The following is a 24,362-nucleotide window of genomic DNA, read 5'->3' on the forward strand; positions in this document are numbered from 1 at the left end:
TTATCCCCCGTTTTGCTCCGAAGGAGACAGCGATGACCGAAAACGTCAAGATCAACCGTGGCCTCAAGGGCGTCTATTTTGAACGATCCGCTGTCAGCGATATTGATGGCGCCGCCGGAGAACTGACTTATCGCGGCTATTCGATCCACGATCTTGCCACGAAGTCGAGCTTTGAAGAGGTCTGTTTTCTGCTGATCCACGGAGAGTTGCCTAGCGCCGATGAACTGGCTGCGTTCGATGCAGAACTCAAGGCTGCCCGCACGCTGCCGACCGAGGTTTTTGACATCATCGCCGCCTGCAAAGACGGGCATCCGATGGATGTGTTGCGCACGGCGGTTTCAGCACTGGCAGCGCTGGAACCGGCCAGCCAGACCGTGGGCGAAGATGCATTCATCGCCAATGGCCTCCGCCTGACCAGCCAGGTGCCGATGATCATCGCCGCGCATGAGGCCATCCGCAATGGGCGCGATCCGGTGGCACCGGATGCAACGTTGGGCCATGCGGCCAACTGGTTGTGGATGCTCAAAGGCGAAAAGCCGAGCGACGAGGCTGCGCGCCTCGCGGATGTGGATTTTATCCTGCACGCTGAACACGGCAGCAACGCAAGCAGCTTTGCCGCCCGCGTCACCATCGGAACCGAGGCAAATCTGCACGGTGGCATCGTGACCGCATTGTCGACCCTCGCCGGTCCTGCGCATGGCGGCGCCGCCGAAGACGTGATGAAAATGGTGCATGAAATCGGCAAACCGGAAAACGCTGCCGCCTACGTCAAAGCCAAGCGAGGCGCCCGCGAAGCGGTGACGGGGTTCGGTCATCGCGTCTATCGCAAGGAAGACCCCCGCGCACGGCACATGCGTGAAGGTGTGCGTCAGCTCGGCGAGGAAATGGGCGCGCCGGAATGGTACGAGATCCTGCAGGCCGTTGTCGAAGCGATGAAGCCCTATGCGCGTCACGGGTTGAACGTGAATGTCGATTTCTATTCCGGCGTGATCTATCAGCTGCACGGCATTCCGATGGACCTTTATGTGCCAATCTTTGCAATCGGTCGCATGCCTGGCTGGGTGATCCAGTGCATCGAACAACAACGCGGCAATATCCTGATCCGGCCACTGACACTCTACAATGGTCCCGAGGCCCGCGACTATGTGCCGATTGAGGCGCGCGGGTAACGAAAATTCTCCCATACACCAAATCTGCAGAACAAATTTCTTTGTGGCCGCCTGGAACGAAACATCTTTACCGAAACAATCCCACTCCCTAGGGTGATCGAAATCAGGAAGAGACCGAATGCCTCACACCCAGCCGATGCTTGATCTTTCACCCAAGGTCTCTGACGAGATTCGCAAAACGACCTGTTACATGTGCGCCTGCCGCTGCGGCATCAACGTACACCTCAAGGACGGCAAGGTCGCCTATATCGAGGGTAATCGGGATCATCCCGTCAACAAGGGCGTTCTTTGTGCCAAGGGGTCAGCGGGCATCATGCAGCACAACGCGCCCTCGCGCCTGCGCAAACCGCTGCGTCGGGTCGGGCCGCGCGGATCGGGCGAATTTCAGGAAATCAGCTGGGATGACGCGCTGTCGATCGCCTGCGGCTGGTTGGAAAACATCCGCCACGACGCGCCGGAAAAGCTCGCGTTTTTCACCGGTCGCGATCAAAGCCAGAGCTTCACCAGCTTCTGGGCGCAGAACTATGGCACGCCCAACTATGCGGCGCATGGCGGGTTCTGTTCGGTCAATATGGCGGCGGGCGGTATCTATACGATGGGTGGGGCCTTCTGGGAGTTTGGCCAACCCGATTGGGATCACACCAAGCTGTTCCTGCTGTTTGGTGTCGCCGAGGACCATGACAGCAACCCGATCAAGATGGGTCTGGGCAAGCTGAAGGAACGCGGCGCCAAGGTGATCGGCGTCAATCCGATCCGCACCGGATACAATGCAATCGCCGATGAGTGGGTCGGCATTACGCCGGGTACGGACGGCTTGTTCGTACTGGCGCTGATTCATTGCCTGATGAAAGCGGGCAAGATCGATCTCGACTACCTGTCTCGCTACACCAACGCGCCCGTGCTGCTGGATCAGGATACCGGATTGTTCCTGCGCGACGATGATGACAAGCCGCTGGTCCGGGATCGCAAGAGCGGCGCGATCACCGCCTTTGACACGGCCGGCATCTACCCGGATCTGAGCGCCACGCATGATGGCCACCGAACGGTGTTTCAACACATGGCCGACCGATACCTGTCAGAGGACCACGCCCCCGAAGCGGTCGCCGAGCGCTGCGGCATATCGGCGGACCGTATCCGAGCCATTGCCGCAGAACTCGCCCGCGTCGCCTTTGATGAAGCATTTGAAATCGAACGGGAATGGACCGATTTTCGCGGTGAAAAGCACCACAAGATGACCGGTCGACCCGTTTCCATGCACGCCATGCGCGGCGTGTCGGCCCATTCCAACGGGTTTCAGACCTGTCGCGCCCTGCATGTGCTGCAGATTCTACTCGGCACGGTCGAGGTCCCCGGCGGCTTTCGTTTCAAACCGCCCTATCCCAAGCCGGTCGAGGCCCATCCGACCCCACATTGTGCCGCACAACCGGATGCCGCGTTGAACGGCCCGCACCTGGGGTTTGTCCGGGGTCCTGAAGACCTCGCGCTCAAACCAGATGGAAGTGCTGCGCGCATCGACAAGGCGTTTACATGGGAAAACCCGATGAGTGCCCATGGTCTGATGCACATGGTGATCTCGAACGCCCACGCAGGTGATCCTTACAAGATCGACACGCTGTTTCTGTATATGGCGAACATGTCGTGGAATTCGTCGATGAACACCGGCGGCGTCATGGAGATGCTGACCGACAAGGATGAGAACGGCGATTACGTCATCCCCCACATCATCTATTCCGACGCCTATTCCAGCGAAATGGTTGCCTATGCCGATCTGATCCTGCCCGACACCACCTATCTGGAGCGGCACGATTGTATCAGCCTGCTGGATCGCCCGATCTGCGAGGCAGACGCCGCAGCAGACGCGATCCGCTGGCCCGTGGTCGAACCCGACCGCGATGTGCGCGGATTTCAAACGGCATTGGTACAATTGGCCAACCGGATGAAACTGCCCGGCTTTACCAATGAGGACCGCAGCCCCAGGTGGAGCGATTACGCCGATTATATCGTGAACCACGAACGCCGCCCGGGCATCGGTCCGCTCGCCGGGTATCGAGGCGATGGCACCCAGTCCGGACGCGGTGATGTGAACCCTGAACAACTTGACCGATACATCGAAAACGGTGGTTTCTTCGTCAATCACATTCCAACCGGGGCCGACTACTACAAACCATGGAACATGGAATACCAGAACTGGGCTGTCGGAATGGGCCTTTTTGACAGCCCCCAGCCCTACCTGTTCCAACTTTACGTCGAACCGATGCGCAAATTCCAACGCGCCGCCGAAGGCCATGGCGAACGCCAACCGCCCGACCACCTGCGTGATCGCATCATGCAGACCATGGACCCCTTCCCGATCTGGTATCCGCCGTTTGAGGACGACAATGTCGATACCGGTGACTTCCCGATCCACGCGCTGACGCAACGACCGATGGCGGTGTACCACAGCTGGGGCAGCCAAAACGCATGGCTGCGGCAGTTGCACGGGCGCAACCCGCTCTACGTGCCGACCAAGCTCTGGAAACAACACGGGTTTCAGGATGGTGACTGGGCGCGCATCACCTCGGCCCACGGGTCAATCATCGTCCCCGTGGCGCATCATGGTGGGCTGAACGAGAACACGATTTGGACCTGGAACGCCATCGGCAAACGCAAAGGCGCTTGGGCGCTTGATCAGGACGCACCCGAAGCGACCAAAGGCTTCCTCCTCAATCATTTGATCCATGAGCTGCAACCGCCAAAGGGCGATGGGTTGCGCTGGTCTAATTCTGACCCGATCACCGGCCAAGCGGCGTGGTTTGATCTGCGGGTGAAAGTCGAAAAGGTTGCAGCCCCGGCCGAATGCGACCCGGCCTTTCCGCCAATCCAGTCCCCGGTCGGCCAAGGCCCCACGGACCTCGCATGGAAGGTCGGCAAATGACCAGCCTTCCGAACAGCACCAAAAAGAAACTGGGCCTTGTCATCGATCTGGACACCTGCGTCGGTTGCCACGCCTGCGTGATCAGCTGCAAGGGCTGGAACACCGAAAACTACGGCGCACCGCTTTCCGATCAGGACGCCTATGGTGCCGATCCCACAGGCACTTTTCTCAACCGCGTGCACAGCTACGAGGTACAGCCCGAAACCGGCGCAGCTCAACTGATTCACTTCCCGAAATCCTGCCTGCATTGCACCGATGCACCCTGTGTCACCGTCTGCCCCACCGGTGCGAGCTACAAACGTGTCGAAGACGGTATCGTTCTGGTCAATGAGAGCGATTGCATCGGCTGCGGCCTCTGTGCCTGGGCCTGCCCTTACGGCGCGCGCGAACTCGACGCGGCTGAGGGCGTGATGAAGAAATGCACCCTATGCGTGGACCGGATCTATAACGAAAACCTGCCCGAAGCCGACCGGGTTCCCGCCTGCGTGCGCACCTGCCCAGCTGGGGCGCGTCATTTCGGCGATTTCGCCGATCCCGACAGCAACGTATCCCGGTTGAGCGCGGAACGCGGCGGCATCGACCTGTTGCCTGAACAAGGCACCAAACCGGTCAACAAATATCTTCCGCCCCGCCCCAAGGACCAGCTTGAAGACCAGATTGATATACTGGCCCCTCTTCTGGCACCCGTTGCCGAGGAAGCCACAGGCTTTCTCGGCTGGCTGGACAAGGCGTTGGACCGGTTGCCCGGATCGTCACAAAAAGACGAGACACGCTGATGCATCCCGCCCCTTCTGTCATACTGTTCACCGTGATGTCCGGCGCGGGTTTTGGAATGCTTGCGTTTCTTGGCCTGGGCATGCCCGACGTCACCGGCTGGGTCGCCTTCACATTCTTTGCCATCGCGTATGTTCTTGCCGTGGGCGGGCTGATGGCGTCGACCTTCCACCTCGGCCACCCGGAACGTGCAATCAAGGCGTTCGGCCAATGGCGCACAAGCTGGCTCAGCCGCGAAGGCTGCTGCGCGGTGTTGGCTCTGCTGGTTATGGCGGTCTACGGGGGTGGGCTGGTCTTTTTTGACACGAGATGGACCGCCCTTGGTCTTTTCGGTGCGCTTGCCAGCATTCTGACCGTCTTCACCACCTCGATGATCTATGCCCAGCTGCGCACTGTTCCGCGCTGGCACTCACCTTTGACGCCTACATTGCTGCTGTCACTGTCCATCGCGGGCGGTGCCTTGTTGACGGGACAATCAAGCATCTCCATCGGCCTCCTGGCCCTTTCTGGTGCAATCCAGATCACGACATGGATCGTCGGCGACAAGGCACTGGCGGCATCCGGCAGTACCCTCGCAACGGCGACGGGTCTGGGTGGCACAGGAACGCTTAGCGCGTTTGAACCGCCTCATACTGGCACCAACTACCTGCTAAAGGAGTTCGTCTACGTCGTCGGGCGCAAACACAGCTTGCAACTGCGTGTAATCTCGCTGGTCCTGATGATCCTGCTCCCGATCATCCTGATCTTGCTGCCATTCAACCACATGTTTGCTGCATTTGCCGTGCTGTCACACCTGCTCGGCGCCATCGTGTCACGGTGGTTGTTCTTTGCCGAAGCCGAGCATGTCGTAGGCATATACTACGGCAAGCGAACGCCCTGAGCCTCCGATTTCATCTTTGCCTAAATACTCCGGGGGAGTCGCCCACAGGGCGGCGGGGGCAGCGCCCCCTCTGGTTGCCGCTATCTTCCTAATCGGAGAACAGATGGTCCATGTTGACGATCTCAACGGCTCTTTCACGCGGGATCGACAGAAAATGCTGTAACGCCGTCGCATTCTCGTCCATCGCGAACTGTTCTGACATCTGCGTATAAGTCGCAAATGCGGCGTCACGGATACGGTCGCTTTCGTATTCGATATCATTGCGGATCGTCGGCAGCAGATGCTCCAGAGAGGCCTCGTTTGTCAGATGCCCCAACAATCCAACCCGTCTTGCGTGGCCGATCAGATATTCATCCGAAAAGGCACAGGAAACCTCAAGCAACCGCGTTTTTGACCGATCGTCGAAAAAGTCCTGCATCAAATCAAAGCTCGACGGATCCATGCACACGATCAACCTGTCGGTCTCGAATTGCTCGAATAGCAATCGTGTCAGCGTGCGGCGATGCCGCGTCCGTTTGGCAAGGCTACTCTGAATCCCGCCCAGATCGGGCAGCGGCGTGTTCTCTTCGTTGAAAAGATACTCGACTGCCGGCAGGTTGGTGACCTGCCGGATGCGTTCCAGCAAGCGCTTGGCCACATGCCATTTTTTGCAGACGACGATCATCAGTTCCCGCTCGCGGCCCAGCGTGCTCCCCGTCTCCCAGGCGCGTTGTCCAAACCGCCGCCCGACGCGCCCTCTTTGGGTCAGAAAATCAAACAGGTTGCGCCCTTCGTCGCTGATCTTGAACTCCACGTCGCGCGCGGCATAGAGTTCGCCCAACCGGGCCTTGAGATCAACCGCCTCGGGGCTGATCTTGCGGGCAAACAGAAAATCCTGCCCCAGCAACAGATCATACTGATCATTGTAGAACGTTACAGGCATGCCATAGTCGGAGAACATCAGAAACGTCAGCGTCCGCGTCTCTATTTCGGTCTCAGGCACCAAATGCCGCACAAGGGTTTGAAAAAACGTCTCATCCGGAATCCATGTCGTCCGGAAAAACCGCATCACATCCGGTCTGTCCTGAATGAACGCAAGGATCGCTTCGACCGTGCGCCGCCTGAGGCACCACCATTGGCTGCCGATCTGGACCTGCAAATCGTCGGGAATCTCGCGTTGCACGCGCAACCGTCGTTGCACGTTGACCGAGGCATAGAACAGGGTCTTGTTCTTTCGCTCGTTAAAGAAGTGCCGGTAGATCAGCCGGTCTTCCTTCATCCCGGTCTTGATCCAGTTGCTCTGAAAGAAATCAAAGCTCTCAATATAATCGGCATCCCGGTCATCCAGAAACCGGTGAATGTACTGCGCGGTCTTGATCGCCATGCAGTCCCCGGACAGCATGTAGAAATGCGTCGCGCGCGGGAACGCCTGTTCAGCCGCCTGCAAGGCATGGAGTGTGGCCTGCACCAGCGACCATTCTCCCCAGCCACACTTGATCCGCTTGCCTGCAAAGGTGACGTTATCATCACCTGCCAGAGCGGACTTAATCCGATCAAAATCATCGGCTCCCGAGCGGGCATCAAAATGGATTGAGATACAGTCGCCTGCAGCAGTCAGGCGTTTGGCCTGATCAATGATCGCGTCAGGATCCTTGTGGCACAACAGGATATACGCGATTTTCGCCATTACGCTTGCACAAGGTCCGTGAACTGGTTCCGTTCATAGACTGTTAAAGGTGAAGACGGATTGAATAAACCTGCATTTTTTGCTTTCTTGGCGCGAAAATGTCCGTGTTCCGATCAAACCATACGGACCAGAGGAGGCAGCACATGGGTTTTCCCGGAACATGGATGACCGAAACCGAGAGCATGGTGTACCGTGTCGTGCCCAAATGTGCCTGCTCGACCATTGGGCAGATCATGTATTACTCGGACCACGGCGAATACTATGACGGCGATATCCATGACGCCAAATCCGGCATTCACAAATGGGCGCTGGACAACAGCCAAGACCCGATCTCGCGCAATGTCCAATCCCATCAGTCCTATGCATTCACCAGCGTACGCAACCCGTACACGCGGATCCTGAGTTCGTTCTTTGACAAAATCTGCGGCATCCAGCGCAACGGCAAACGCTATCGAGGCAACCTAGTGCCAATGCTGGCAGCCCGGTACGGCATCGAATTCGGGGGTGAGGACGGCAAGGAAGAATTCGATCAGGTTCGGTCCTTTCGCCGATTTCTTCTGTTCGCCCGCGACACCATCCGCTGGCGTCGCCCGATGGATCCGGACATCCACTGGTCGGCGATGTCAGGTCACATATCAACCTTCATCGTCAACGGCGGCACCTACGACAATATCTTCTGGACCGAGCAGTTCGACGAAGGGATGCAGCGCGTATTAGACGCGGTCCAGACGCCGCACAGCATTGATCTGGGTGCGATCCCACGCTTTAACGAAAGCGAAAATCACGGTCCGAGACGCGCGCACGCGGTCGCCGACTATTTCGACGATCTGTCGATGCATCTGGTCTATGAAATCTACAAGCGCGATTTCAATCTGTTCAAATACGACTTTGAAAACCCGGGCAACAAGATGCCGGTGGGCGAGATCGATCTCGATGAGGTGCATGCCAAGCTGGGCGCCTGAACGGCCAGCCGGCACCTCGTTTCAATGGCGTTAACCGCCCAGACGTTTCAGCAAGTCCATTGAAGGCTGGCCCGTAACAGGAAGTCCGACACTGCGCTGATAGCCGCTGATCGCGGCCTCGGATTTCGCACCGATCACACCATCGGCACCGTCCGTATCAAACCCGGCAGAGGTTAGTCGCCGCTGGAGTTCCTTGCGGTCCGCAAGCGTCAGGCCATTCGCGTCGGGGCCAAATTGCGCCTTGAGCGCCGCACCACCCGCTATACGATCCGCCAGATAACCCACGCCAAGCGCATAGCTGTCGGAATTGTTGTAACGCTTGAGTACATAAAAGTTCTTGAACACGGCAAATTTTGGGCCTGGCACCTGCGGCTGGATCACCGCGACGGGTGTTTGCGATGCTGCCGCCGCCGAACCAACTTCGCCACCCCATGTCTGTCCACGGACCCAACCGTTCTTGGCGAGGTATGCTGCGGCCGAGGCAAGCGCATCGGTAGGATCATCATCCCAGATGTCGCGCCGTCCATCGCCGGTAAAGTCGACGGCAAAGGCAAGATAAGAGGTCGGAATGAACTGCGTATGACCCATTGCGCCAGCCCAACTGCCGGTCATCTTGTCAGGCGTGGTGTCGCCATTCTGCAAGATCTTGAGGGCCGCGATCAGCTGGCTCTCGAAAAACGATCCGCGTCGCCCGTCATAGGCCAATGTCGACAGGGCCGAGATCACCTCCACATTGCCCCGCCGCGTCCCATACCGGCTTTCCAGCCCCCAGATCGCGGTAACGATGTACTTGCTCACACCATACTGCGCTTCGATCTGCGACAGCGTGGAATTGTATTTGCGAACCATCGTCTTGCCATCGGCAACCCGCTCATCAGATGCCGCAATCGCAAGATAATCTTCGAGCGAGCGTTTATACTCGGGCTGGTTGCGATCCAGTTCGATCACTCTCGGCAAATAGCCGGCCCCGCGAAACGCGCGGTCAATCGTGCTCTGGCTGATCCCCTTGGCTGCCGCACGCTGTTTGAACCCGGCAACCCAGGCGTTATACCCGGCATTTGGCACTGTCTGCATTCGCGTGACAGTTGCCGCCGTTGGTCCGGTTCCGGCGCTGGAACACCCCACCAGGGCGGTTGCTGCCATACTCAATGTCATCGTCCGTCGCGTGATCCGCATCTGTCCTGCCCTCTGCGCTTGTTTTTCCAAGCCATAGCGCAGCGCGCAGCGCAGGCAAACAGCCCACTTTGCCTTTGGCGGAAAAATGACCACCACGGCCCGACTTGCACAGGCCGGGCCGAGCGCCTACATCTGCGCGTCATGGCACAGACAAAATCAGATCCCAACTACAAGGTGATCGCCGAGAACCGGCGGGCACGGTTTGACTATGCCATCGAGGATGATCTGGAATGCGGCATCTTTCTTGAAGGGTCGGAGGTGAAATCCCTGCGCGCCAATGGCGGCAACATCGCCGAAAGCTATGCGGCGGTTGAGGACGGCGAGTTGTGGCTGGTGAACAGCTATATCGCACCCTACGGACAGGCGAAAACCTTTCGCCACGAAGAACGGCGCCGGCGCAAGCTCTTGGTCTCGCGCAAGGAGCTCGCCGACCTGTGGACAGCGACACAGCGCAAGGGGATGACTCTTGTTCCCATCGTGATGTATTTCAACCATCGCGGGCTCGCCAAGCTCAAGATCGGGATCGCCAAGGGTAAGAAAAACCACGACAAGCGGGAAACGCAGGCCAAACGCGACTGGTCGCGCCAAAAACAACGTCTTCTGAAAGACAACCGTTAGATCGAAAAGGGATCAGACGAGGCTGAAGCCGATGGCCGAGTTGATGTGGTTCTTCAGTTCGGACATGACGCCGTTCACCAGCTTCTGAACAGCCGCGTCGACCATCACCGTCAGCATCGCCACCGTGGCGATCAGGTTGCGCCGCGCCATCCGCAGCAGTATCCGCGCCGACGTCTTGCTGAGTTCACCGTCCCTGACCACGCTGCCGATCTCGCGAATGCGGCTGGCCAGAACCTTGAATTCGTGCGTAGCGGTGGTCTTGATGTCGGCCCAGAGCGGGCCAGCGATCCCGGTGGCGGTCGACACCATTCTGGGGACCAGAACGTCGGCATTCAGTGCTTCCAAGTTTACCATCACAATTCCTTTCACAAATACCTATTTCTTAGCCTTTTCCGTGGTCAGCGCGATCCGCACCGAATCGTTTAGGAGATCGCGGGTGATCGTCGACGTTGGCGGCACCAGCCGTCCTTCGATCCGGTGCAAGTCCTGCATCGACTTATGATTGGCCTGCAGCACCTTGAGCGTGATGGCAGTGCAACTCCCCTGTGCGATCTCAGCCCCATCAGGCACCAGATCGCTGCCCAGTGCGTTTCCGAGATCATTAGCCAGTTCCTCGGTGCGCTGGCTGAGCCCCGCAAGGCCCAGCCCTGCAAATCGGGTCTGACCGCAGGTAGCATTGGGTTCGCTCGCTTCGGCCTGAATGACGAGATTACCAAGTGCTGCGTTGGACGCAGCGTAATAAGCGCTGACCTTCTCGCCCTTGTAAGATCCGTTCAGTGACGCGCGGCTGGTTTCCATCGTGGAAATGAAATCCAGAACTTCTACGTGATAGGCATTAAGTCCGGATTCGATTTCGGGATCATAGGCGGGAACCAGACTCAGTTCCGAACACCCTGCGACCAGATAGATGGCGGCCAGAATTCCGCCGATATTGCTATATTTTTCAAACATAATACGTTCTCCAATGCCGAAGATCCTAACATATTTCCCCTGAATTGTCTGTATGGTCCCAAGCCACCAGAAGCCGCCGGGAACAAGCGATGAACTGCACCCTCGGTCTTGCAACGCTGACATCCGCCGCGTAGCAATGACGCGGACAAACAAGGGGGCTGGCTGAGATGCAGGACGATCCGAGAACACTGGTTTCCACCGATTGGCTTGCGGCACATCTCAAGGACCCCGATCTGCGGGTTCTTGATGGATCGTGGTACCTGCCCGGTGTGAATCGTGATGCCAAGGCCGAGTATGACGCCGGACATATCCCCGGTGCGCGGTTCTTTGACATTGATGATATCTCTGATCACCGCTCGGATTTGCCCCATATGGTGCCGCCCGTGGAAAAGTTCATGTCGCGCTTGCGCGCCATGGGTGTGGGTGACGGACATCAGGTGGTGGTTTATGATGGCGCCGGGCTGGTTTCTGCCGCGCGTGTCTGGTGGCTGTTCCGATTGATGGGACAGAACAATGTCGCGGTGCTGGATGGCGGGTTGCCGAAATGGCGGGCCGAAGGTCACCCGATCGAAGATCTGCCACCCGTCGTTCGCGACCGACACATGACGGTGCGTGTGCAAAACAGCCTCGTGCGCGATGTCACACAGGTCAGCCAGGCCAGCAAGCTGGGCGATCACGCCATTATCGACGCACGGTCGGCAGGCCGCTTTCGTGGTCAAGACCCCGAGCCACGTGAAGGGCTGCGCGGCGGTCATATTCCCGGATCGCAAAACGTCCCGTTCAACACCCTGTTCAACGATGATGGCACGATGAAATCGCCCGAGGCCTGCCGCGAGGTCTTTGAGGCTGCCGGCGTTGATCTCAGCAAGCCCGCTATTACCACCTGCGGATCAGGTGTGACCGCCGCCATTCTCAGCCTTGCACTTGAACGCATGGGCAAGGCTGACCATTCGCTTTATGACGGGTCCTGGTCTGAATGGGGTGCCTTCCCCACCCTGCCCGTCGCAACCGGAGACGCATGATGTTCGAAAACCTCAAAGCCCAGCCCGCCGACAAAATCCTCACTTTGATGCAGGCCTTTCGTGAAGACCCGCGCGACAACAAGGTCGATCTGGGTGTCGGCGTCTACAAGAACGCCGAGGGCATCACCCCGGTGATGCGCGCGGTCAAGGCCGCCGAACACCGTCTCTGGAAAGAACAGACAACCAAGGCCTATACCGGTTTGACCGGCGACCCGGCTTACTCCGACGCGATGATCGGTCTGGTTCTGGGGGATGCGGTCGCGCGTGAAAACGTGGCAGCAGCAGCAACTCCGGGCGGAACCGGTGCCTGCCGGCAGGCGTTCGAGCTGATCCAGATGGCAAACCCCGATGCGCGGGTTTTTGTCTCCAATCCAACCTGGCCTAACCACCTTTCGATCCTGAAGTACCTCGGTATCGAAACCGTTGCCTACCGCTATTTTGACGACGAGACCCGCGCCGTGGATTTTGGCGGCATGCTGGAAGATCTCGGCACCGCGCGCGCAGGTGACGTGGTATTGCTGCATGGCTGCTGTCACAACCCGACGGGTGCCAACCTGAATGCGGTTGAATGGCAGGCGGTGATCGACCTTTTGAACGAAAAAGGCCTGATCCCGATGGTCGACATCGCCTATCAGGGCTTTGGCGATGGTCTGGAAGAAGACGCTGCCGCAACGCGGATGGTGGCGTCACAGGTGCCCGAATGCCTGATCGCGGCGAGCTGTTCCAAGAACTTCGGCATTTACCGCGAACGCACCGGCCTGCTGATGGCGATCAGCCAGGACACATCGCAACACGGGCTGAATCAGGGAACGCTGGCGTTTCTGAACCGGCAGAACTATTCCTTCCCGCCCGACCACGGGGCGCGGCTGGTCACGATGATCCTGACAGACGACGCATTGCGCAGCGAATGGGCGGCAGAACTGGAAGATGTGCGCCTGTCCATGCTGGACCTGCGCAAGTCGCTGGCGGATGAATTGCAGCGGCTGTCCGGCTCTGACCGGTTTGCCTTTCTCGCGCAGCATCGCGGCATGTTCTCGCGCCTTGGTACAACGCCGGAAAAGGTAGAAAAACTGCGCGCCGAGCACGGTATCTATATGATCGGAGACAGCCGGATGAACATCGCCGGGCTGAACGCGCAAACCGTTCCTGTACTGGCCAAGGCGATCATCGACGCAGGGGTCTGAGGCCCCGAGGGAAACCCTGAAACACTTCGCGTTACTACGTCAGGGGCCGTCTTGCGGCCCCTTTCCATCTGACGCGAACTGATGTATGGCCACGCAATCTGAGACGTTGCACCCGGACCCCGGTGCTCGAAACGATAAATGATGGGGTCGGCGGCAATGGGGCCGCTATGCAAACGGGAGACCCGGAGGGCCGGGAGTGCTCCCTTAAGGAAACGATATATGTTTAACGTTACGAAGAAATCGATGGAGTGGGGCGAAGAAACCCTCACTCTGGAAACAGGCAAGGTTGCCCGTCAGGCAGATGGCTCGGTCATCGCGACACTGGGCGAAACCTCGGTCATGGCCAACGTGACCTTTGCCCGCAAGCAAAAACCGGGGCAGGATTTCTTTCCGCTTACGGTCCACTACAACGAAAAATACTATGCCGCCGGTAAAATCCCGGGCGGCTTTTTCAAGCGCGAGGCGCGGCCGACCGAAAAAGAGACGCTGACAAGCCGTCTGATCGACCGTCCGATCCGCCCGCTGTTTGTTCCCGGCTTCAAGAACGAAGTTCTGGTGATCTGTACCGTGCTGTCGCACGATCTGGTCAACGACCCGGACATGGTTGCAATGATCGCCGCCAGCGCCGCGCTGACACTCTCCGGTGCGCCGTTTATGGGCCCGATTGGTGCGTGCCGTGTTGGTTTTGAGGATGGCGAATACGTTCTCAACCCAACCGTGGACGACATGCAGGACCTGCGCCTGAACCCCGAACAGCGTCTGGATCTGGTTGTCGCCGGCACCAAAGACGCCGTGATGATGGTCGAATCCGAAGCATACGAACTGTCTGAAACCGAAATGCTGGGTGCGGTGAAATTTGCACACGAGCAAATTCAACCGGTGATCGACCTGATCATCGAACTGGCAGAAGCAGCGGCAAAAGAGCCGTTTGATTTCCAGCCGGTTGATTACTCGGACCTCTACGAGGCCGTGAAAGCCGCAGGCGAAACCGAAATGCGCGCAGCATTTGCGATCGCCGACAAGCAAGAGCGCACAGCCGCTGTTGCCGCTGCACGCGATACCATCCTCGCCGCTCTGACCGAAGAGCAGCAGGAAGACCCCAACCTCGGCTCAGCCATGAAAAAGCTGGAAGCCGGCATTCTGCGAGGTGACGTGGTCAAAACCGGCAAGCGGATCGACGGACGTCAGACCAACGAAATCCGCGATATCGTTGCTGAAACAGGTCTGTTGCCCCGTACCCACGGTTCGGCACTGTTTACACGCGGTGAAACCCAAGGTCTGGTTGTAACTACGCTGGGCACCGGTGACGACGAACAGTTCATCGACGCGCTGCATGGCAACTTCAAATCCAACTTTCTGCTGCACTACAACTTCCCGCCCTACTCGGTTGGCGAAGTGGGTCGGTTTGGCTTTACCGGACGCCGCGAAATCGGCCACGGCAAGCTGGCCTGGCGTGCGCTGCAGGCGGTTCTGCCCGCAAGCACCGATTTCCCTTACACCATCCGCGTAGTCTCCGAGATCACTGAATCCAACGGCTCGTCCTCGATGGCCTCCGTCTGCGGCGGCTCCCTGTCGATGATGGACGCCGGTGTGCCTCTCAAGGCGCCGGTTGCCGGTGTGGCGATGGGCCTGATTCTGGAAGACGATGGCTCCTATGCGATCCTGTCGGACATTCTGGGTGACGAAGACCACCTTGGCGACATGGACTTCAAGGTTGCGGGTACCGAAAACGGTATCACCAGCCTGCAGATGGACATCAAGGTTGCCGGCATCACCGCCGAGATCATGGAGAAAGCGCTGGAGCAGGCCAAAGATGGTCGTCTGCACATTCTGGGCGAGATGAACAAGGCGCTGTCCGGCACTGCGGAATTCTCGGTTCACGCGCCGCGTATCGAAACCATGCAGGTTCCGACCGACAAAATCCGTGAAGTCATCGGTTCCGGTGGCAAGGTCATCCGCGAAATCGTCGAAGTGTCGGGCGCCAAGGTCGATATTAACGACGACGGCATCATCAAGATTGCATCGCCAGACGGTGAGTCGATCAAGAAAGCCTACGAGATGATCCACGCCATCGTGGCCGAGCCCGAAGAAGGCGCGATCTATACCGGCAAGGTCGTCAAGATCGTCGATTTCGGTGCATTCGTGAACTTCTTTGGCAAGCGTGACGGCCTCGTGCATGTCAGCCAGATCGAAAACCGCCGCCTGAACCATCCTTCGGACGTTCTCAAGGAAGGCCAGGAAGTCAAAGTCAAACTGCTGGGGTTTGATGATCGCGGCAAGGTCCGCCTGTCGATGAAAATGATCGACCAGGAAACCGGCGAAGAGATCAAGAAAGAAGAAGCCGCAGACTGATACCTGCGTCAGAACTAATTCAGAAAGGCCCCGGACCGAACGTCCGGGGCCTTTTTTTATGGCACAGACGCGCGACCCTCAGAAACGCACACTCTTTCAACGGACTCGCTTCCACTGTAATCAGCAAACATGCACTCGCTCATCATTCACATGTCCTCCAGCACCGCCCGGCGGCCAAATGCCGAACGTTTGCGGGATGATTTGCCCGACGCCGAACTGATCGAGGCGGTTGACGGGCGGGATCCGGACCGCGCACCGGATGTTACCCCATTGCCCGGCAACCTGCACCGGCCTCACTATCCCTTTCCCCTGCGTCCCGCAGAGATCGGCGTGTTCGAAAGCCATCGCCGCTGCTGGCGCAAGATCGTCGAGGCAGGCTGGCACTATGCCCTGATTACCGAAGACGATTTGCAGATTGATCCAGTACGGCTCGACCGGGCTCTAGCCATGATCCGCGATCACGCGAGCCCCGAGATGTACATCCGCCTGCCGGTGAAACAGCGTGAAAAGCCCGTGCATGTGCTGGCGAGCGACAATGACATGCAGTTCGTCCTGCCGCGCGTGATCGGATTGCAATGCATCTGTCAGGTGGTCGGGCGCGATGCCGCGGCCCGCCTGCTGGCGGCAACGGACAAGATTGATCGCCCGGTCGATACCTTGCTTCAGATGCATTGGATCACGCGCCAACCCATGCACACGATCCTCGGAGCCGGAAACGCCGAGATCGCTAGCCAGATTGGCGGCTCGACCATCCAGACGAAGACGCGCGCCAGCGGCAAGCTGACGCGCGAATTCAAGCGGGCACTCTATCGGACGCAGGTTGCCCTGCGCCCACAGACACCTTAGCCCGGCAGCTTGGCTGTCCGCAGATAGGGGAAATGGGTGGTGAACTCACCGTATTTCGCCGTAGCATCTGCATCCGAGACCGCCACGGGGATCACGACATCGCCACCGGGGGTCCAGTTGGCCGGGGTCGCGACATTTTCTTTCGCAGCGGTCTGCAACCCGTCCAGTGCGCGCAGCACTTCAGCAAAATTGCGGCCAACGTTCATCGGATAGGTCATGCTGAGTTTCAGTTGCTTGTCCGGCCCGATGATAAAGACCGCACGCACTGTGGCGCTGTCGGCGGGAGTGCGGCCATCTGGCATATAGGCCTCGGCTGGCAGCATATCGAACGCCTTGCTGACCGCAAGACCATCATCCGCGATGATCGGGAACCCGGCAGACGTGCCTGCGAATTTCTCGATATCACCCTTCCATTTCTTGTGATCTTCGACCCCGTCGACAGATACTCCGATCACCTTTGTACCGCGCTTGGCCCATTCATCGGCCAGCTGCGCCACGGCACCGAATTCCGTGGTGCAGACCGGGGTAAAATCTTTGGGGTGCGAGAACAGGATCGCCCAGCTGTCGCCGATCCAGTCATGAAACTGAATGGTACCCTGATCTGTCTCGGCCGTGAAATTCGGAACCGTATCGTTGATGCGCAAACCCATGTCGCTCTTCCTTTCCATGTGTCTTGTGACGACTCACGTCACGGCCAACCTAGTCCCTTCATCGCGCTCTTGCATCCCCTCCCTTGCCCCGGATCAACAGCAATGACAGAGTGCCGCGAATCCCTGACCAACCGGTCAGGCTTTTGGCAGAATTGGGAGTGCTGAAAATGATCGAGAAACGTGATTTCTATATCAATGGACAATGGGCCGCCCCCTCCAAGGCGAATGACTTTGAGGTCATCGACCCATCGACCGAAGATCCCTGTGCGGTGATTTCCCTCGGCGATCAGGCCGATACCGACGCCGCCGTTGCAGCCGCCAAGGCGGCGCTGCCCGGCTGGATGGCGACCCCGGTGGCGGAACGCATCGCGCTGGTCGAGAAGCTGATCGGCATCTACAAGAGCCGGGGCGAAGATCTGGCACAGGCGATGAGCGGCGAGATGGGCGCGCCCATTGACATGGCGCGCAGCCAGCAGGTTGGCGCCGGCATCTGGCATCTGAGCAATTTCGTCGCCGCAGCCAAGGCGTTTGAATTTGACCGTCCGCTGGGCGATCACGCACCAAACGACCGGATCATCTATGAAGCCGTTGGCGTTGCCGCATTGATCACACCGTGGAACTGGCCAATGAACCAGATCACCCTCAAGGTCGGCGCCGCAGCGATTGCAGGCTGCACAATGGTTCTGAAACCCTCTGAACAAAGCCCGCTGAACGCAATGGTTTTTGCCGAGATGATGGATGAGGCTGGCTTCCCGGCAGGCGTGTTCAACCTCGTGAATGGCGACGGCGTCGGTGTCGGCAGCCAGCTTTCGGCGCATCCGGACGTGGACATGGTCAGCTTTACCGGCTCGACCCGCGCAGGCACGGCGATTTCCAAGTCGGCAGCAGATACGCTCAAAAAGGTGCATCTGGAACTGGGCGGCAAAGGCGCCAACGTGATCTTTGCCGATGCCGATGAAAAGGCGGTGAAACGTGGTGTTCTGCACATGATGAACAACACCGGTCAGTCCTGCAACGCGCCCAGCCGGATGCTGGTGCAGCGTGACATCTATGATCAGGCAGTCGAAACCGCCGCCGAAGTCGCGCAAAAAGTCAGCGTCGGCAATGCCCACGAAGAGGGTCGTCATATCGGCCCCGTCGTGAACGAGCTGCAGTGGAACAAGATCCAGGACCTGATCCAGAAAGGTATCGAGGAAGGCGCACGCCTCGTCGCAGGTGGCACCGGTCGGCCCGAGGGGTTCAACAAGGGTTACTACGTCAAACCCACGGTCTTTGCCGATGTGAACAACCAGATGACCATCGCACGCGAGGAAATCTTTGGTCCGGTCCTGTCGATGATCCCGTTTGACAGCGAAGACGAGGCCATCGAGATCGCCAATGACACGCCCTATGGTCTGACCGATTATGTCCAGACACAGGACAGCGACCGCGCCAATCGCATGGCCCGCGCCCTGCGCGCCGGCATGGTCGAGATGAATGGCACGTCCCGTGCCGCCGGGTCGCCCTTTGGCGGCATGAAGCAATCCGGCAATGGTCGCGAAGGCGGCATGTTCGGGATCGAGGATTTCCTCGAAGTCAAAGCCGTGAGTGGTTGGACACCCGCATAAGCGAATAAGTATCGGCCCCGCGTGCTGCGCGGGGCCGACGCAAATCAGTCGATAAAGTCCCGGATCGCGGCCACATAGTCATCCGGCGCCTGAAAATTGGCAAAGTGGCTGACATTTTCCAAAACCAGAAGTTCTGCGCCGGGTATAGTGTCGGCGATCATCTGCGAATGCTGCATCAGGATCGCCTCGTCATGGGCGCTCTGCACCACGAGGGTCGGCACGGTGATGGATTTCAAAGCCTCGACCCCGCCGGGCTTTTCCGTCCCCCACATCTCGACCACGCCACCCAGAAACGCATCAAACCCGTCCGGTGTCGGGGACATGCTGGCATAGTCCTGCGCCATCATGCCAACATACTCGCCAAACAATGCGTTGTTCTCGACCTCGGGATCGATCCCGTCCAGCGTGACATTGCCCGCATGTGCAAAGTGGCTGGCCAGCCGATCCAGCGCCGTGGTCGACAAACCATAACCGATGTTCGCGCCATCCGACCAACCGACAAGATGGACCTTGTCGACACCAAGATGGTCCAGCAGCGCCAGATAGTCCTGCCCCAGCAGATCATAGGAATAGGCGCTGTCGTCGTTGGTTGACCGCCCATGTCCACGGGTATCGGCCACGATCACCCTGTGATCGCGCATCAAATCAGCCACCTCGGCGGCCCAGACATCGGCATGGGCCAAACCACCGTGGATCATCAGGATCGGCACACCGGCGTCCTCGCCGTAGATGGCATAATACATGCCGATCCCGTTGACATCTGCGGTCCCGCTCTCGACCGCTTCGGGCATTTCAGGTGCCGGTGGGATCGTCATCCATTGTTCGGCTGCATAGGCCGCAACCGCCATACAGGCCGCCAGACCCGTGATCAGAACTCGTTGCATGGTCTTTTCCCCTGTTGGATTCGCATTGCGTCTCAAGCCTGACACAGCGACCCGCGCCTGCCTACTCCCCACTGCAAAGTCGCTGGCACTGACATCGAATTCGCCCTAGACAAAGGGGATGATCACCACCCGCCTGCATGGCCGCCTCGGCAACCAGATGTTTCAATACGCCGCCGCGCGCGGGCTGGCGGCACGGTTCGGCGCTGAGGTTGCGCTGGATGCACGCCTGGCCCAGTCGAGGGGTGAGGGCGTGTTGACGCGCGTGTTTGACCTTCCCGTAAGCACGCCAGACATCCTGCCGCCTCTCAAGGCCGAAGCACCCTTGCGTTACGCCGCGTGGCGACTGACCAGCCCGCGTTTTCGCAGGGAAAACGGGTTGGGTTTTAACCCCGCATTCGAGAACTTTGCCGATGGCAGCTATCTGCACGGATACTGGCAATCGGAACGCTATTTTGCCGATGTTGCCGAGGACATTCGCCGCGACTTTGCCTTTCCGTCGTTTTCTTCGCCCGAGAATGCCGAAATGGCGGCCCAGATTGGCGGCGGGCTGGCGATTGCGCTGCACGTGCGGCGCGGTGACTATCTCTCACTTGGGGCGCACACGCTCTGCGATCAGGCCTATTACGACGCGGCATTGACCCGCATTCTTGACGGGTTGGAAGCCTCCCCTACAGTCTATGTCTTTTCCGACGATCCCGGCTGGGTGAAGGATAACCTGCCCCTGCCCTGTACTCGCGTCGTTGTCGATATCAACGGGTCCGACACCGATTTCGAAGACATGCGTTTGATGAGCCTGTGCGATCACAACATCATCGGCAATTCATCGTTTTCATGGTGGGGCGCGTGGTTGAACGCCAATCCCGGCAAACGGGTCGCTGGCCCGGCGCAATGGTTTGGCGATCCAAAGCTGGTGAATCCTGACATTCTGCCGGATCGCTGGCTGAAAATCGCAGTCTGACGCCTGTTAGAAATCTGCGGGCGCACGGAATTTCATCGACGCACCGCCATCCGGATGCTTGAGCCGCAATTCCTCGGAATGCAGATACATGCGCGAATGATCCGCCGCCGCTCCGGTGGCATAAAGCGGATCACCCAGTATCGGGTGGCCAAGCGCCAGCATATGCACGCGTAACTGGTGGCTGCGCCCGGTTTTGGGCATCAACCGCACTCGCGTGGTGCCGCCCTCATGCCGCAACACCCGCCAATCGGTTTGTGCCGACCGCCCGGTCTCGTGACACACTTTTTGCCGGGGCCGGTTTTCCCAATCCACGATAAGTGGCAGATCAACTGTCCCTGTTTTGGGCTCAAGCTCTCCGTCCAGCCGCGCCACATACGTCTTGCGGGTATACCGTTTTTCAAACTGCAAACCCAAATGTCGCTGCGCATGCGGTGTCAATGCAAACACCATGACGCCCGATGTATCTCTGTCCAGCCGATGCACCAGCAAGGTATCGGGAAACGCCAGCTGCAAACGCGACAGCAAGCAATCGGCCAGATGTTCGCCTTTCCCAGGCACGCTCAGCAGACCGGCGGGCTTGTTCACCACCAACAACTGGGCGTCATCATGCAGCACATCCAAAGGCGTGTCAGGCGGGGTGTATTCACTGGAAACGACCATTGCGTCTGCCTAGCGTCAGCGTGCGCCGAGGACAAGCTCCCGCAACGTCCAGCTTGCACTGTTCCCCGCCCTGGGCAAGTCTGCCGCAAGCAAGACCAAGGAGCGGATCAATGCACCCCACCATCACCAGAATGCAGGACGTGATCGCCAAGGGCGACGACACCAAAATTGCGGGCCTGCTGGCCGAAGACGTGCAGTTCCTGCCGCCAACCTATTTCGCCACATGGACCGGACGTGAACCGGTCGCCGCCGTCCTTGGGCACGTTGGCCAGGTGTTCAGCGATTTCAGCTATCGCCGGGTTATGGGATCAGGCAGTGACTGGGCGCTGGAGTTCCAGTGCAAGATCGGCGATCTGGACGCCGTTGGCGTTGACCTGATCACCCTGAACGACGAAGGGCTGATCCAGACCTTTGAAGTCGTCATGCGCCCGCACAAAAGCGTCGGTGCCCTGCGCGAGGCGATGAACGCTCGCGTCATGACCGATCCGCGCTTTCTGGAGTACCGCAAGGCCCTTTCCTGACGCGCGCTTTTTCTTGCTGAAAATACCCCCGCCGGAGGCCGTCCGACGTTCCCTGAACGCCGGACCATAAAAGACTCCGGGCGGCTACATCCGCACCCGCTCTGACTTGGGGTCATAAAGCGGCTTGAGCGACGCATCCGCCGCCACACGCACCCCGGCCACGTCGATCTCAAAAGACGAGGCCAATACCTCTGCCGCCGTTTCCCCACGACACGGCACATAGCCCAGCCCGATTGCACCGCCCAGATGGTGCCCATAGGCGCCTGACGACAGGTAACCAACAATTTCACCATCCCGCAGGATCGGCTCGTTATGATAGAGCAGCGGCTCCGCATCTCGCAGCCGAAACTGCACCATGCGCCGGTTCAACCCCTCGTCCTTTTTCGCCAAAACGGCATCACGACCGATGAAGGCGGGCTTGGCAGTCTTGACCGCAAACCCTAACCCAGCCTCAAGAACGTGATCTTCGCAGGTGATGTCATGACCAAAATGGCGAAACGCCTTTTCGATGCGCGCACTGTCCATCATATGCATGCCGCACAGCGTCAAACCCATCGATTGACCCGCCGTATACAGCGTTTCAAACGCATGCGCCGCCATGTCTGCGCTGACATACAGCTCCCAGCCAAGTTCGCCCACGTAGGACACCCGGTGCGCACGGGCCAGCCCCATGCCCAGCTCGATATCGCGTGCGGCGCCAAACGGTTGCGAGTCATTGCCCATATCGTTGGGTGATACCGCTTGCATCAGCTTGCGTGCGTTTGGCCCCATCACTGCCAGAACACCTTCGCCAGCTGTCACGTCGGTGATCACCACGGCCCGATCGCCCAGATTGCGCCGCAGCCATGTCTCGTCCGCCAGCCTTGTCGCGGCGGGCGTCACCACCAGATAGGCCGTTTCCGAAAGGCGGGTCACCGTCACATCCGCCTCGATCCCGCCGCGTGCGTTCAGAAACTGGGTATAGACGATCCGGCCCGTCGCCACCGACATGTCGGCACCGCAGACATGGTTCAGAAACGCCTCGGCATCGCGCCCTTCGACCCGTATTTTGCCAAAGGACGACATGTCGTACATGCCAACATTGGTGCGCACGGCGTTCACTTCGGCGGCGACGTTGTCAAAAAAGTTCTGCCGCTTCCAGCTGTATTGATACTCCGCCTGTTGATCGGCCTGTGCGAACCAGTTGGCCCGCTCCCACCCGGCCATTTCGCCAAACACCGCGCCACGCTCGGCCAGATGCGCGTGAAAAGGCGAGCGGCGAACACCACGCGCTGTGGCCTTTTGCCGGAAGGGGAAGTGATCGGCGTACAACAGTCCAAGCGTTTCGGTTGAACGCTCCATCAGGTACCGCTTGTTGCCTTGAAAGGGCTGCATCCGAGAGATGTCTACATCGCCCAGATCAAAGGGTTTCTCACCATCGTCCATCCACTGCGCCAGCGCCATTCCCGCGCCGCCCGCAGACTGGATACCAACCGAGTTAAAGCCAGCCGCGACCCAGACGTTATCCATCTCGGGCGCCTGCCCAAGATGATAGGCGTCATCGGGGGTAAAGCTCTCGGGGCCATTAAAAAACGTATGAATCCCGGCGGAACCAAGCATCGGCATCCGGTTTACAGCCATTTCGAGGATCGGTTCAAAATGATCGAAATCCTCGGGCAGCTGGTCGAACTCAAAGCTATCGGGGATCGGCCCCCACGGTTTTGACACAGGCTCGAACGCGCCCAGCATCATCTTGCCCGCGTCTTCCTTGTAATAGGCACATTCATCCGGCACCCGCAGCACCGGTAGCTGCGTGAGCCCGGCAACTGGTTCGGACACAATATAGAAATGCTCGCAGGCTTGCAGCGGCACGTTGGTGCCCAGAATCTTGCCCACGTCATGTCCCCACATGCCCGCACAATTCACCACGTTATCGCAGGCAATGTGCCCGGCACCCGATGCGCCGTCGAAGTCCACACCAGTGATCCGTCGCCCGTCGCGCCGCACACCTGTCACGCGGGTATGTTCCGCGACGACCGCGCCGCGCTGACGTGCGCCCTTGGCCAATGCCAGCGCGATGTTGCCAGGATCGCCCTGACCGTCCTTGTCGAGATAGACGCCCGCGACCACATCTTCGAGGTACAGATGTGGATAGCGTTCGCCCACCTCTACCGGGCTGATCTCTTCGATATCCACGCCAAAGGCCCGCGCCATCGCGGCAGAACGATAGAGTTCCTCGCGTCGCTCTTGGGTCAGTGCAACGGTGATTGATCCGACCCGCTTGAACCCAGTTGCGACGCCGGTTTCAGCCTCGAGATCGCCATAGAGTTCCTGACTGTACTTGGCCAACCGCGTCATGTTGGCGGTTGCCCGCAATTGTGCGATCAACCCGGCGGCGTGCCAGGTTGTACCGCTGGTCAACTGTTTGCGCTCCAGCAACACAACATCTGTCCAGCCCAGCTTTGCCAGATGATAGGCCACCGAACAGCCGATGACACCGCCGCCGATGATGACGACACGTGCCTTGTCAGGAAGGTTGGTCATTTTCTCGATTCCCAAATGAGGTAATAGACGTTCCCGGCAACGCAG

The 24,362-nt window shown here is 59.0% G+C and carries 21 protein-coding genes; 13 read left to right on the forward strand and 8 right to left on the reverse strand.

What is annotated here, in order from left to right; all coding sequences use genetic code 11:
* Window positions 1-32 precede the first annotated feature (32 nt).
* The 4 genes from ABJO75_RS04825 (at window position 33) to ABJO75_RS04840 (ending at window position 5,737) form a co-directional block, all read left to right on the forward strand.
* Window positions 33-1,169, forward strand: coding sequence for a citrate/2-methylcitrate synthase (locus ABJO75_RS04825; RefSeq protein ID WP_348131823.1), 1,137 nt, complete (start codon window positions 33-35; stop codon window positions 1,167-1,169).
* A 118-nt stretch (window positions 1,170-1,287) separates the two neighbouring features.
* Window positions 1,288-4,083, forward strand: a complete 2,796-nt coding sequence (locus ABJO75_RS04830) for a molybdopterin oxidoreductase family protein (protein WP_348131826.1) — start codon at window positions 1,288-1,290, stop codon at window positions 4,081-4,083.
* The gene (locus tag ABJO75_RS04835; protein WP_348131829.1) at window positions 4,080-4,859 is read left to right on the forward strand and encodes a 4Fe-4S dicluster domain-containing protein; all 780 of its coding nucleotides are present in this window, start codon (window positions 4,080-4,082) and stop codon (window positions 4,857-4,859) included. Before ABJO75_RS04830 ends, ABJO75_RS04835 begins: the two co-directional genes overlap by 4 nt.
* Window positions 4,859-5,737, forward strand: coding sequence for a DmsC/YnfH family molybdoenzyme membrane anchor subunit (locus ABJO75_RS04840; protein WP_348131832.1), 879 nt, complete (start codon window positions 4,859-4,861; stop codon window positions 5,735-5,737). Before ABJO75_RS04835 ends, ABJO75_RS04840 begins: the two co-directional genes overlap by 1 nt.
* Window positions 5,738-5,825: 88 nt before the next feature.
* Here the strand turns inward: ABJO75_RS04840 and ABJO75_RS04845 are convergent, their stop codons facing one another.
* Window positions 5,826-7,403: a DUF5928 domain-containing protein gene (locus ABJO75_RS04845; protein WP_348131835.1), complete on the reverse strand. Its 1,578-nt coding sequence runs from the start codon at window positions 7,401-7,403 to the stop codon at window positions 5,826-5,828.
* 143 nt (window positions 7,404-7,546) lie between these two features.
* On the opposite strand from ABJO75_RS04845, the gene ABJO75_RS04850 reads away from it, so the two are divergent.
* A complete protein-coding gene (locus ABJO75_RS04850) occupies window positions 7,547-8,365 on the forward strand; it encodes a sulfotransferase family protein (RefSeq protein ID WP_348131838.1) in 819 nt (272 codons plus the stop codon).
* 30 nt (window positions 8,366-8,395) lie between these two features.
* On the opposite strand, the gene ABJO75_RS04855 is transcribed toward ABJO75_RS04850, so the two are convergent.
* Window positions 8,396-9,508 (reverse strand): lytic murein transglycosylase, encoded by a 1,113-nt coding sequence (locus tag ABJO75_RS04855; RefSeq protein WP_348131840.1) that lies wholly within the window; start codon window positions 9,506-9,508, stop codon window positions 8,396-8,398.
* A 174-nt stretch (window positions 9,509-9,682) separates the two neighbouring features.
* Here ABJO75_RS04855 and smpB point away from each other — a divergent pair, with 174 nt between their 5' ends.
* Complete coding sequence (gene smpB / locus ABJO75_RS04860) at window positions 9,683-10,159, forward strand: SsrA-binding protein SmpB (RefSeq protein ID WP_348131843.1); 477 nt, start codon at window positions 9,683-9,685, stop codon at window positions 10,157-10,159.
* Between the two features lie 12 nt (window positions 10,160-10,171).
* Here the strand turns inward: smpB and ABJO75_RS04865 are convergent, their stop codons facing one another.
* Together ABJO75_RS04865 and ABJO75_RS04870 are read right to left on the reverse strand one after the other, a co-directional pair.
* Window positions 10,172-10,513 (reverse strand): hypothetical protein, encoded by a 342-nt coding sequence (locus ABJO75_RS04865; RefSeq protein WP_348131846.1) that lies wholly within the window; start codon window positions 10,511-10,513, stop codon window positions 10,172-10,174.
* A gap of 21 nt (window positions 10,514-10,534) precedes the next feature.
* The gene (locus ABJO75_RS04870; RefSeq protein WP_348131849.1) at window positions 10,535-11,110 is read right to left on the reverse strand and encodes a hypothetical protein; all 576 of its coding nucleotides are present in this window, start codon (window positions 11,108-11,110) and stop codon (window positions 10,535-10,537) included.
* A gap of 167 nt (window positions 11,111-11,277) precedes the next feature.
* On the opposite strand from ABJO75_RS04870, the gene sseA reads away from it, so the two are divergent.
* The 4 genes from sseA (at window position 11,278) to ABJO75_RS04890 (ending at window position 16,514) form a co-directional block, all read left to right on the forward strand.
* Window positions 11,278-12,132, forward strand: a complete 855-nt coding sequence (gene sseA, locus ABJO75_RS04875; protein WP_348131852.1) for a 3-mercaptopyruvate sulfurtransferase — start codon at window positions 11,278-11,280, stop codon at window positions 12,130-12,132.
* A complete protein-coding gene (locus ABJO75_RS04880; RefSeq protein WP_348131938.1) occupies window positions 12,132-13,316 on the forward strand; it encodes an amino acid aminotransferase in 1,185 nt (394 codons plus the stop codon). The genes sseA and ABJO75_RS04880 overlap by 1 nt, the downstream gene beginning before the upstream one ends.
* Before the next feature lie 219 nt (window positions 13,317-13,535).
* A complete protein-coding gene (gene pnp / locus ABJO75_RS04885; protein ID WP_348131854.1) occupies window positions 13,536-15,668 on the forward strand; it encodes a polyribonucleotide nucleotidyltransferase in 2,133 nt (710 codons plus the stop codon).
* Window positions 15,669-15,797: 129 nt separating this feature from the next.
* Entirely contained in the window at window positions 15,798-16,514 is a 717-nt protein-coding gene (locus tag ABJO75_RS04890; protein ID WP_348131857.1) for a glycosyltransferase family 25 protein, read from the forward strand.
* On the opposite strand, the gene ABJO75_RS04895 is transcribed toward ABJO75_RS04890, so the two are convergent.
* The gene (locus tag ABJO75_RS04895) at window positions 16,511-17,164 is read right to left on the reverse strand and encodes a peroxiredoxin (protein ID WP_348131860.1); all 654 of its coding nucleotides are present in this window, start codon (window positions 17,162-17,164) and stop codon (window positions 16,511-16,513) included. The genes ABJO75_RS04890 and ABJO75_RS04895 overlap by 4 nt on opposite strands.
* 167 nt (window positions 17,165-17,331) lie before the next feature.
* Here ABJO75_RS04895 and ABJO75_RS04900 point away from each other — a divergent pair, with 167 nt between their 5' ends.
* Window positions 17,332-18,771: an aldehyde dehydrogenase family protein gene (locus ABJO75_RS04900; protein ID WP_348131863.1), complete on the forward strand. Its 1,440-nt coding sequence runs from the start codon at window positions 17,332-17,334 to the stop codon at window positions 18,769-18,771.
* Window positions 18,772-18,815: 44 nt separating this feature from the next.
* Here the strand turns inward: ABJO75_RS04900 and ABJO75_RS04905 are convergent, their stop codons facing one another.
* Window positions 18,816-19,655, reverse strand: coding sequence for an alpha/beta fold hydrolase (locus ABJO75_RS04905; RefSeq protein ID WP_348131866.1), 840 nt, complete (start codon window positions 19,653-19,655; stop codon window positions 18,816-18,818).
* A gap of 118 nt (window positions 19,656-19,773) precedes the next feature.
* On the opposite strand from ABJO75_RS04905, the gene ABJO75_RS04910 reads away from it, so the two are divergent.
* Complete coding sequence (locus tag ABJO75_RS04910) at window positions 19,774-20,613, forward strand: alpha-1,2-fucosyltransferase (RefSeq protein WP_348131869.1); 840 nt, start codon at window positions 19,774-19,776, stop codon at window positions 20,611-20,613.
* 6 nt (window positions 20,614-20,619) lie between these two features.
* Here the strand turns inward: ABJO75_RS04910 and ABJO75_RS04915 are convergent, their stop codons facing one another.
* On the reverse strand, window positions 20,620-21,273 hold the full coding sequence (locus tag ABJO75_RS04915; protein WP_348131872.1) for an RluA family pseudouridine synthase: 654 nt from the start codon (window positions 21,271-21,273) through the stop codon (window positions 20,620-20,622).
* 110 nt (window positions 21,274-21,383) lie between these two features.
* Between ABJO75_RS04915 and ABJO75_RS04920 the strand changes: the two genes are divergently transcribed.
* Window positions 21,384-21,794 carry a nuclear transport factor 2 family protein gene (locus tag ABJO75_RS04920; RefSeq protein WP_348131875.1) on the forward strand — a complete coding sequence of 137 codons (411 nt, stop codon included), beginning with the start codon at window positions 21,384-21,386 and terminating at the stop codon, window positions 21,792-21,794.
* Window positions 21,795-21,878: 84 nt separating this feature from the next.
* Here the strand turns inward: ABJO75_RS04920 and ABJO75_RS04925 are convergent, their stop codons facing one another.
* Window positions 21,879-24,317 (reverse strand): FAD-dependent oxidoreductase, encoded by a 2,439-nt coding sequence (locus tag ABJO75_RS04925; protein ID WP_348131878.1) that lies wholly within the window; start codon window positions 24,315-24,317, stop codon window positions 21,879-21,881.
* Window positions 24,318-24,362 lie beyond the last annotated feature (45 nt).

It is taken from the genome of Sedimentitalea sp. (assembly GCF_039973035.1).
In the GTDB taxonomy this organism is placed as follows: Bacteria; Pseudomonadota; Alphaproteobacteria; order Rhodobacterales; family Rhodobacteraceae; genus Sedimentitalea.